The following is an 8,612-nucleotide window of genomic DNA, read 5'->3' on the forward strand; positions in this document are numbered from 1 at the left end:
TCACGCACGGCTGACACGCTCCACGCGATCGAGGAAGCGCCGGTGGAAGCGAGGCTCGCCGCCGACCTCCGGGTGGAAGGCGATGCCGGTCACGGTGCCTTGCTCGACCGCGACGATCCGCTCGCCCACGGCCGCGAGCACCTCGACGCCCTCGCCGACGCGCTCGACGACGGGCGCGCGGATGAAGGTCGCGTGCACGGGCTCGTCGCCGAGCGCGGGCACGTCGAGCTCCGTGTCGAACGAGTCCACTTGGCTGCCGAAGGCGTTGCGCCGCACGTCGACGTCGAGGCCGCCGAAGGGCAGCTGCGTCGGCAGCCCGTCGAGGATGCGCTCGGCGAGCAGGATGAGGCCCGCGCACGTGCCGAGCACGGGCATGCCCGCCGCGATCCGCTCGCGGATCGGCTCGCGCACGTCGAGCTGCCGCGCGAGCTTGTCGATGACGCTCGACTCGCCGCCGGGCAGCACGAGGCCGTCGACGGCCGCGAGCTGCGCGGGCGAGCGCACGAGCGACACCTCGGCGCCGAGCGACTCGAGCATCGCCGCGTGCTCGCGGACGTCGCCCTGGAGGGCGAGCACGCCGACGCGCGGCGCGCCGGTCGTCACCAGCCGCGCTCGGCGAGCCGGTGCGGCGCGGGGAGGTCGGCCACGTTGATGCCGACCATCGCCTCGCCGAGGCCCCGCGACGCATCCGCGATCGCCTTGGGGTCGTCGAACGCGGCGGTCGCCTTCACGATCGCGGCCGCGCGACGCTCGGGGCTGCCCGACTTGAAGATGCCGGAGCCGACGAAGACGCCGTCGGCGCCGAGCTGCATCATCATCGCCGCGTCGGCGGGCGTCGCGACGCCGCCGGCCGTGAAGAGCACGACCGGGAGCGAGCCGCGCTCGGCGACCTCGGCGACGAGGTCGAACGGCGCCTGCAGCTCCTTCGCCGCGACGTAGAGCTCGTCCTTCGACAGGCCCTGCAGCCGGCGGATCTCGCCCTTGATGGTGCGGATGTGCTTGGTCGCCTCCGAGACGTCGCCCGTGCCGGCCTCGCCCTTCGAGCGGATCATCGCCGCGCCCTCGGTGATGCGGCGGAGCGCCTCGCCGAGGTTGGTCGCGCCGCACACGAACGGCACCGTGAAGGGCCACTTGTCGATGTGGTTGACGTAGTCGGCGGGGCTCAGCACCTCCGACTCGTCGATGTAGTCGACCTCGAGCGCCTCGAGCACCTGCGCCTCGACGAAGTGGCCGATGCGCGCCTTCGCCATCACCGGGATCGAGACCTCGGCCTTGATCGCGTCGATGAGGTCGGGGTCGGACATGCGGGCGACGCCGCCCTGCGCGCGGATGTCGGCGGGCACGCGCTCGAGCGCCATGACCGCGACGGCGCCCGCGTCCTCTGCGATGCGGGCCTGCTCGGGGGTGACGACGTCCATGATGACGCCGCCCTTCAGCATCTCGGCGAGGCCGCGCTTGACGCGCGCGGAGCCGGTCGTGGACGTGCTGGTGCTGCTGGTGCGGTTCTCGGTCACGTCTGTCAATGCTACGCGGGTGCGGGGCCTCCGGCGCGCACCCGGCGCGTCACCGGACGTCACGGATCGTCACACCGGCCAGGCGGCCTGGATGTCCTGGCGCATGTCCTCGAGCAGGATCGGCAGCGCCTTCGTCTTCGCGATGATCGGGAAGAAGTTCGAGTCGAGCGACCAGCGCGGCACGATGTGCTGGTGCAGGTGGTCGGCGATGCCCGCGCCGGCGATGCGGCCCTGGTTCATGCCGATGTTGAAGCCCTGGCAGCGCGTGACCTGCGAGAGCACGCGCATCGCGGTCTGCGTGAGCACCGCCATCTCGGCGACCTCCTCGGTCGTCGCCTGGTCGTACATGCCGACGTGGCGGTAGGGGCACACCATCATGTGACCCGTGTTGTACGGGTAGAGGTTCAGCAGCACGAAGCACGTCTCGCCGCGGTGCACGATGAGCCCCTGGTCGTCGGGCAGCTCCGGGGCGCGGCAGAACGGGCACGCGTGCTCGTCGGGCATCTGGCCGTTCTGGATGTAGACCATGCGGTACGGCGCCCAGAGGCGCTGGAACGCATCCGGCACGCCCGGCAGCTCGCTCGACATCTGGGTCGGCGCGCCCCACGCGTGCTCGGCGACGAGCGGCTCCTCGGGCGGCTCCGCCGGGTCGAACGCCGGGAGGGCATCGCGCTGCACCGCGGCGCGCTCGGCCGGCTCGTCGAGGTCCCGGTCGCCGAGGTGCCGCTCGTCGGTCATACGTGCGCCTTCGCCTCGATCGCCTCGACGATGCGCCGGATCGCCTCGTCCACCGGCACGCCGTTGTCCTGCGTGCCGTCGCGGAAGCGGAACGAGACGCTGCCCGCGTCGCGGTCCTTCTCCCCCGCGATGAGCTGGAACGGCACCTTCATGAGCGTGTGGGTGCGGATCTTCTTCTGCATCCGCTCGTCGGAGCGGTCGACCTCGACGCGTACGCCCTTGGCGCGCAGCTGCGCCGCGATGTCGTCGAGGTACTCGTCGTAGTCCGCCGCGACGGGCACGCCGACGACCTGCACGGGCGCGAGCCACACCGGGAAGGCGCCCGCGTAGTGCTCGAGCAGGATCGCGAAGAAGCGCTCGATCGAGCCGAAGAGCGCCCGGTGGATCATGATGGGGCGCTGCTTCGAGCCGTCGGCGGCGGTGTACTCGAGCTCGAAGCGCTCGGGCAGGTTGAAGTCGAGCTGCACCGTCGAGAGCTGCCACGAGCGGCCGATCGCGTCGGTCACCTTGAGGTCGATCTTCGGCCCGTAGAAGGCGGCTTCGCCCGGCTCCTCCACGACCTCGAGCCCGGATGCCCGCGCGACGCGCCGCAGCGCATCCGTCGCCGTCTCCCAGACGGCCTCGTCGCCGATCCACTTCTCCTTCTCGTCGTCGCGCATCGAGAGCTCGAGGCGGAAGTCGGTGAGGCCGAAGTCCTGCAGGAGCGAGAGCACGAACTCGAGCACCTTCGTCGTCTCCTCCTCGAGCTGCTCGGGGGTGACGAAGAGGTGCGCGTCGTCCTGCGTGAAGCCGCGCACGCGCGTGAGGCCGTGGAGCGCGCCGGAGAGCTCGTTGCGGTAGACGGTGCCGTTCTCGGCGAGCCGCAGCGGCAGGTCGCGGTAGCTCCGGGCGGTCGACTTGTAGACGAGGATGTGCATCGGGCAGTTCATCGGCTTGAGGTAGTAGTCGACCCCGGCCTTCGTGACGTTGCCCTCGTCGTCGCGCTCCTCGTCCATGTGGATCGGGGGCCACATCCCCTCGCCGTACGTGACGAGGTGGTTGGAGGTGACGAAGAGGTCGCGCTTCGTGATGTGCGGCGTGTAGACGTAGCTGTAGCCCTGCTCGATGTGTCGGCGGCGGGCGTGCTGCTCCATCTCGCCGCGCGCGATCGCGCCCCGCGGGTGCCACACCGACAGACCCGAGCCGATCTCGTCGGGGAACGAGAAGAGGTCGAGCTCGCGGCCGAGCTTGCGGTGGTCGCGCTTCGCGGCCTCCTCGAGGCGCTGCTGGTAGGCGCGCAGCTCGTCCTTCGAGGGCCACGCGGTGCCGTAGATGCGCTGCAGCTGCGGCAGGTCGGTCTTGCCTCGCCAGTAGGCGCCGGCGACGCGCGTGAGGGCGAAGCCGTTGCCGATGAGGCGCGTGCTCGGCAGGTGCGGGCCGCGGCACAAGTCCTTCCAGGCGACCTCGCCCGTCTTCGGGTCGACGTTGTCGTAGATCGTGAGCTCGCCCGCGCCGACCTCGACGGATGCGCCCTCTGCGGCCTTCTCCGCGCCGCCCTTGAGGCCGATGAGCTCGAGCTTGTAGGGCTCGTCGGCGAGCTCGGCGCGCGCCTCCTCGTCGGTCACGACGCGGCGCACGAAGCGCTGGCCGGCCTTGACGATGCGCTCCATCTCCTTCTGCAGCGCCTTGAGGTCGTCGCTCGAGAACGCTTCGGGGAGGTCGAAGTCGTAGTAGAAGCCGTCCTGCACGGGCGGGCCGATGCCGAGCCGCGCCTCGGGGTTGACGCGCTGCACGGCCTGCGCCAGCACGTGCGCGGCGGAGTGGCGCAGGATGTCGAGGCCGTCGGGGCTGTCGATCGTCACCGGCTCCGCCCTCGCGCCGTCGGGCACCTCGCGAGCGAGGTCCTGCAGCTCGCCGTCGACGCGCATGGCGACGACGGCACGGTCGGAGAAGAGATCGAATCCGGTGGTCACCGCTCCATCGTAGATCGCCGCATGCTCGCGCCCGGTCAGCGTCAGCGGCCCGTGATGGGATGCGGGCATGGAGAACGACGAAGCGACGGATGCAGTCGGCGGCGTCCCTCTGCATGACGGTTGGGCGACGAGCACCGACCTGTTCCAGCTCGACGTGTGGATGGCGCGGCACGCCGCACCGCTTGCGGCCGAGGACGTGCCAGCATCACGACCGGAACGGTCGGCCCGCGATGCGGTCGGGACGACCACGGAGGACGAACGATCGGAAGGGTCACTCGATGACTGAAGAAGCACAGACGCACTCTCGGACGTACGCCAAGCCGGAGCGCGGCGTCGAGTCCACGATCTCGCGCAGTCTCCGCGTGCCCATCGAGCTCTGGGAAGCCGCACAAGCCAAGGCAGCGGCGGATGGGGTGCTGACGAATCGGGTCATCACCGAGCTCCTCGAAGGCTACGTCCACGGCGTCTACAAGCTGCCGACGTCCACGACGCTGACGGTGACGAAGACCTACCCGCCCCAGCCTGCCGTCTGACACCGTCCTGCCCGTCGTCAGAGCGGATGGCGGGTCGCTCACGTTCCGCAGTACGTGCGGTAGGCGCGGAAGTCGGCCTCGGGGCCGGGCTCCGCGTAGCGCTCGAGGCCCTCGCGCTCGTCGAAGGGTCGGCGCACCGCGTCGAGCAGCTGCTCGACCGGCGCGAGGTCGCCCTCGGTCGCCGCAACGAGGGCTTCCTCGACGAGGTGGTTGCGCGGCACGTAGACGGGGTTCACGCGGTCCATCGCCTCGGCCTCGGGGTGGAGGGCGAGCCAGCGCTCGGCCCACGCGTCGAAGGCGGCCCGGTGCACGAACCGGTCGCGCGTCGCATCCGCCAGGCCGCGCGCGACGTCGCTCAGCCCGCGGAAGAACGAGGTGAGGTCGACGCGGCTCGACTCGAGCAGCGCGAGCAGCTCGTCGACGAGCAGCGTCGCCGCCTCGTCGTCGACCTCGTCACCCAGGCCGAGCTTCGCGCGCATGCCTGCGATCCACGCGGCGCGATACTGCGGTGTGAACTCCTGCAGCGCTCCGACGGCGAGCGCGAGCGCGTGCTCCTGGTCGTGGGCGAGCAGCGGCAGGAGCGCCTCACCGAGCCTGGCGAGGTTCCACTCGGCGATCGCCGGCTGGTTGCCGTAGGCGTAGCGGCCGCGGTGGTCGATCGAGCTGAAGACGGTCGCCGGGTCGTACGCCTCCATGAACGCGCACGGCCCGTAGTCGATGGTCTCGCCAGAGATCGTCATGTTGTCGGTGTTCATGACGCCGTGGACGAACCCCACGAGCATCCAGCGCGCGATGAGCGCCGCTTGCGCCGCGATCACCGCGCGGTAGAGCTCGAGGTAAGGGGCCGTGCTCTCGGCCGCGCCCGGCGCGTGACGATCGATCGCATGGTCGGCGAGGCGGCGGAGCAGGTCGACGTCGCCCGTGGAGGCCGCGAACTGGAAGGTGCCGACGCGCAGGTGGCTGCTCGCGACCCGCGCGAGCAGGGCGCCCGGCAGCCACTCGTCGCGGCGCACGAAGCGCCCGGTCGCCACGACGGCGAGCGAGCGAGTCGTCGGGATGCCGAGGGCGTGCATCGCCTCGCTGACGATGTGCTCCCGCAGCATCGGCCCGACGGCGGCGAGGCCGTCACCGCCGCGCGCGAAGCGCGTGGGACCGGAGCCCTTGAGCTGCAGGTCGCGTAGCCGCCCGTCGCGATCGACGAGCTCGCCGAGCAGCAGCGCGCGGCCGTCGCCGAGCACCGGCGAGTAGGCGCCGAACTGGTGACCGGCGTAGGCCTGCGCGACGGGCGTCGCGCCCCCGGGCAGCGCGTTGCCGGCGAGCAGCCGCACCCCGTCGTCGCTGCGCAGGAAGGCGAGGTCGAGCTCGAGCTCGGCGGCGAGCTCCTCGTTCAGCGCGAGCAGCTTCGGCTCGGGAGGTTCGACGGCCTGCCACGGCATCGCTAGCTCTGGGAGCTCGCGAGCGAAGCGTCCGTCGAGCGCGACGGTCGTGCCGGCCGAACCCTCAGTGCTGAGTCGTGCGATCACGCGGCGAGGCTAGCCGCGCACCCTGACCGCGCGCCCCGCGCCGGCTGGCCATCGCGTATGCATCGCTCCCCCACAAGTCGCGAGGCGCGCCACGCATGGCTCGACCGCGGAGGCATAGGCTCCGAGCATGAGCCACCCCACGCAGCACACCGTCTACTCCCCCGCCGACATCGCTGCGGTGCTCGACGAGCTGCGCGAGTGCGGCCCCGATCCGCTCGCGCTGCGCCGCTGGGCGGCGCGCCGCGAGGTGCGCACCGCGCTCGTGCGCGCGAGCAGGCTCGTGAGCTCCGTCCGGCTCCCGGGCAAGACGCCCGGCGGCGGCTGGGTCGAGTTCTCGCTCATCGACGGCGCCTGGTCGCGCACCCGGTAGCCGCCCGCGATCGCGGTCGACGCATCCGCCCGCCTGGACGGACGCGAAGACCCCCAGCTGGGCTGGGGGTCTGTCCGTGGGCGATACTGGGTTCGAACCAGTGACCTCTTCCGTGTCAGGGAAGCGCGCTACCGCTGCGCCAATCGCCCTAGGAGGGGAATCGAGGTGGAGACGGGATTCGAACCCGCGTAGACGGCTTTGCAGGCCGCTGCCTCACCACTCGGCCACCCCACCAGGTGGTGTGAGATTCGCTCTCATGAGATTGCTCTCGAGCGGATGACGAGATTCGAACTCGCGACCCTCACCTTGGCAAGGTGATGCGCTACCACTGCGCCACATCCGCGGGGCTCATCGCTGAGCGCCTTGGACGAATATACCCACGCCTCCGGCTCGATGCAAAATCGAGCGGCCCCGTGTCGCCGGATCGCCGTCGTGGTCATGCACGAGGTGCCGGATGTGGCACACTGGATCGGTCCGGACGCGCCTCGCGCGCTGAGGGCACGGGCGATTGGCGCAGTTGGTAGCGCGCTTCCTTCACACGGAAGAGGTCATCAGTTCGAGTCTGGTATCGCCCACCGGCAGGGCCCGCACCGTCACGGTGCGGGCCCTCACTCGTCGCTGCGGCTCTACGCGGCAGCGGCCTCGCAGTGCTCGGCGCAGCGCTCGCACGCCTCGGCGCACTCACGGCAGTGGTCCATGTCGTGGCGGCGGCACTCCGCAGCGCACGCCCGGCACATCGACGCGCACGCGGCAAGCAGCGCGCGGACCGTCTCGGCCGGCAGCGCAGCCCCGCGCCGCAGGATGCCCGCGACCGCCGTGCAGAGCTCGGCGCACGCTTCGCACATCGCGGCGCAGTCGAGCATCCCCTCGCGCGTGTCGGCGGCGGCGCACTCGCGGCACGCGGTCGCGCAGCGCTCGAGCTCGGCGACGTGGTCGCCGTGATCGCCGCCCGGTCCGCTCGCTCCCCCGGCGCTCGCTCCCCCGGCGCTCGCTCCCCCGGCGCTCGCTCCTGCGGCGTGCTCATCCTCGTGACCGTGGTGCATCGTCCCTCCTCCCGGCGGGCCGGCGCCCGCGCATCGGTTGCCCGCGACCGTACGCCCGGTTGCTGGGCGCGCGGTGCGCGCTAGCGTCGAGCCATGGACCTCCAGCTCTCAGACCGGGTCGTGCTCGTGGTCGGCGGCACCGGCTTCATCGGCAGTGCGATCGTCGACACCATCCGCGCCGAGGGCGCGACCGTCGTCTCGGCAGCGCGCGGTGATGCGGCCGATATCGTCCTCGACGCGTCCGACGACGCATCCATCGCCGCCGCCCTCGAGCGCGTGCGCTCGGAGCACGGGCGACTGGATGCGGTGGTCATCACCGCCGCCCCGGCCGCGCAGACGCTCGACCAGTCGCGGCTGAGCGACCCGGTGCAGGTCGCCGACGCGGTCGAGGGCAAGGCGATGGCGTTCCTGCGCGTCGCGAACGCCGTCATCCCCGGGATGCGCGAGGCGGGCTTCGGGCGCGTGGTCGGCGTGAGCGGGCAGAACGCGCTGCTGACGGGCAACATCACCGGCTCGGTGCGGAACGCGGCGCTGCTGATCGCGGCGAAGAACCTCGCCGACGAGCTCGCCGGCACGGGCGTCGCGGTCAACGTCGTGAACCCTGGCCCCGTCACGGAGTTGCCGAGCTCGGAGGTCGCGGCGGGCAAGCCCGGCGAGTCGTCGCCGCGGCAGATCGCCGACCTCGTCGCGTTCCTGGTCTCGCCTCGCTCGAGCCTCTCTGGCGAGTCGATCGCGACGGGCCACAAGGTGCGGGGAGCCGTCTTCCTCTGACGCGCTTGCCGCTCGCTGAGCCGCTCCGCGCGCGCAGCGCGCCGAGCGTGTCGAAGCGCACCCCAGTCGGCGCCTGACCGGACAGAACACGTTCTCCACAGCCCTCTTCTGCGGTCGCTCGCGTGTCAGTGGCCCGTGGTGGAATGCCGTCATGGATGAGTGGTGGGG

General features: G+C 71.6%; 10 protein-coding genes and 4 tRNA genes. 5 read left to right on the forward strand and 9 right to left on the reverse strand.

The genetic code is table 11. The features are described 5' to 3' along the window. From pdxT to thrS, 4 genes are all read right to left on the reverse strand, one after another. Positions 1-606, reverse strand: coding sequence for a pyridoxal 5'-phosphate synthase glutaminase subunit PdxT (pdxT, locus tag ACP7BI_RS11420; RefSeq protein WP_425846344.1), 606 nt, complete (start codon positions 604-606; stop codon positions 1-3). Continuing rightward, positions 600-1,439 (reverse strand): pyridoxal 5'-phosphate synthase lyase subunit PdxS, encoded by an 840-nt coding sequence (gene pdxS, locus ACP7BI_RS11425; RefSeq protein WP_249295971.1) that lies wholly within the window; start codon positions 1,437-1,439, stop codon positions 600-602. The genes pdxT and pdxS overlap by 7 nt, the downstream gene beginning before the upstream one ends. Positions 1,440-1,583: 144 nt before the next feature. After that, on the reverse strand, positions 1,584-2,102 hold the full coding sequence (locus ACP7BI_RS11430; protein WP_425846347.1) for an HIT family protein: 519 nt from the start codon (positions 2,100-2,102) through the stop codon (positions 1,584-1,586). A gap of 146 nt (positions 2,103-2,248) precedes the next feature. Next, on the reverse strand, positions 2,249-4,159 hold the full coding sequence (gene thrS / locus ACP7BI_RS11435) for a threonine--tRNA ligase (RefSeq protein WP_425846350.1): 1,911 nt from the start codon (positions 4,157-4,159) through the stop codon (positions 2,249-2,251). Between the two features lie 112 nt (positions 4,160-4,271). Here thrS and ACP7BI_RS11440 point away from each other — a divergent pair, with 112 nt between their 5' ends. Further along, a complete protein-coding gene (locus ACP7BI_RS11440) occupies positions 4,272-4,490 on the forward strand; it encodes a hypothetical protein (RefSeq protein ID WP_425846317.1) in 219 nt (72 codons plus the stop codon). After that, a complete protein-coding gene (locus ACP7BI_RS11445; RefSeq protein WP_425846319.1) occupies positions 4,483-4,737 on the forward strand; it encodes a hypothetical protein in 255 nt (84 codons plus the stop codon). The genes ACP7BI_RS11440 and ACP7BI_RS11445 overlap by 8 nt, the downstream gene beginning before the upstream one ends. A 38-nt stretch (positions 4,738-4,775) precedes the next feature. Here ACP7BI_RS11445 and ACP7BI_RS11450 read toward each other — a convergent pair whose 3' ends face one another. Further along, positions 4,776-6,257 (reverse strand): protein adenylyltransferase SelO, encoded by a 1,482-nt coding sequence (locus ACP7BI_RS11450; protein WP_425846353.1) that lies wholly within the window; start codon positions 6,255-6,257, stop codon positions 4,776-4,778. 130 nt (positions 6,258-6,387) lie between these two features. Between ACP7BI_RS11450 and ACP7BI_RS11455 the strand changes: the two genes are divergently transcribed. Further along, the gene (locus tag ACP7BI_RS11455) at positions 6,388-6,630 is read left to right on the forward strand and encodes a hypothetical protein (protein ID WP_425846321.1); all 243 of its coding nucleotides are present in this window, start codon (positions 6,388-6,390) and stop codon (positions 6,628-6,630) included. A 77-nt stretch (positions 6,631-6,707) separates the two neighbouring features. Here ACP7BI_RS11455 and ACP7BI_RS11460 read toward each other — a convergent pair. The 3 genes from ACP7BI_RS11460 to ACP7BI_RS11470 all read right to left on the reverse strand — a co-directional run bounded on the left by ACP7BI_RS11460 (position 6,708) and on the right by ACP7BI_RS11470 (position 6,973). Next, positions 6,708-6,779 (reverse strand) — tRNA-Val (locus ACP7BI_RS11460). A 14-nt stretch (positions 6,780-6,793) separates the two neighbouring features. Beyond that, positions 6,794-6,864: transfer RNA gene (locus ACP7BI_RS11465), tRNA-Cys, on the reverse strand. Between the two features lie 37 nt (positions 6,865-6,901). Further along, positions 6,902-6,973: transfer RNA gene (locus ACP7BI_RS11470), tRNA-Gly, on the reverse strand. A gap of 159 nt (positions 6,974-7,132) precedes the next feature. Here ACP7BI_RS11470 and ACP7BI_RS11475 point away from each other — a divergent pair. Continuing rightward, positions 7,133-7,205: transfer RNA gene (locus ACP7BI_RS11475), tRNA-Val, on the forward strand. Between the two features lie 51 nt (positions 7,206-7,256). Here the strand turns inward: ACP7BI_RS11475 and ACP7BI_RS11480 are convergent. Next, entirely contained in the window at positions 7,257-7,673 is a 417-nt protein-coding gene (locus tag ACP7BI_RS11480) for a four-helix bundle copper-binding protein (protein WP_425846323.1), read from the reverse strand. 93 nt (positions 7,674-7,766) lie between these two features. Here ACP7BI_RS11480 and ACP7BI_RS11485 point away from each other — a divergent pair, with 93 nt between their 5' ends. Beyond that, positions 7,767-8,444 carry an SDR family oxidoreductase gene (locus ACP7BI_RS11485; RefSeq protein WP_425846325.1) on the forward strand — a complete coding sequence of 226 codons (678 nt, stop codon included), beginning with the start codon at positions 7,767-7,769 and terminating at the stop codon, positions 8,442-8,444. Positions 8,445-8,612: the final 168 nt, after the last annotated feature.

The organism is Agrococcus sp. TSP3-2-1 (assembly GCF_049897585.1).
In the GTDB taxonomy this organism is placed as follows: Bacteria; Actinomycetota; Actinomycetes; order Actinomycetales; family Microbacteriaceae; genus Agrococcus.

Excerpts from the sequence above, each read along its gene's own strand:
- ACP7BI_RS11480 (WP_425846323.1), bottom strand. The coding sequence starts at position 7,673 with ATGCACCACGGTCACGAGGATGAGCACGCCGCAGGAGCGAGCGCCGGG.
- thrS (WP_425846350.1), bottom strand. The coding sequence starts at position 4,159 with ATGCGCGTCGACGGCGAGCTGCAGGACCTCGCTCGCGAGGTGCCCGAC.
- ACP7BI_RS11430 (WP_425846347.1), bottom strand. The coding sequence starts at position 2,102 with ATGTCGAGCGAGCTGCCGGGCGTGCCGGATGCGTTCCAGCGCCTCTGG.
- ACP7BI_RS11485 (WP_425846325.1), top strand. The coding sequence starts at position 7,767 with ATGGACCTCCAGCTCTCAGACCGGGTCGTGCTCGTGGTCGGCGGCACC.
- ACP7BI_RS11445 (WP_425846319.1), top strand. The coding sequence starts at position 4,483 with ATGACTGAAGAAGCACAGACGCACTCTCGGACGTACGCCAAGCCGGAG.
- ACP7BI_RS11440 (WP_425846317.1), top strand. The coding sequence starts at position 4,272 with ATGGAGAACGACGAAGCGACGGATGCAGTCGGCGGCGTCCCTCTGCAT.
- pdxS (WP_249295971.1), bottom strand. The coding sequence starts at position 1,439 with ATGCTGAAGGGCGGCGTCATCATGGACGTCGTCACCCCCGAGCAGGCC.
- ACP7BI_RS11455 (WP_425846321.1), top strand. The coding sequence starts at position 6,388 with ATGAGCCACCCCACGCAGCACACCGTCTACTCCCCCGCCGACATCGCT.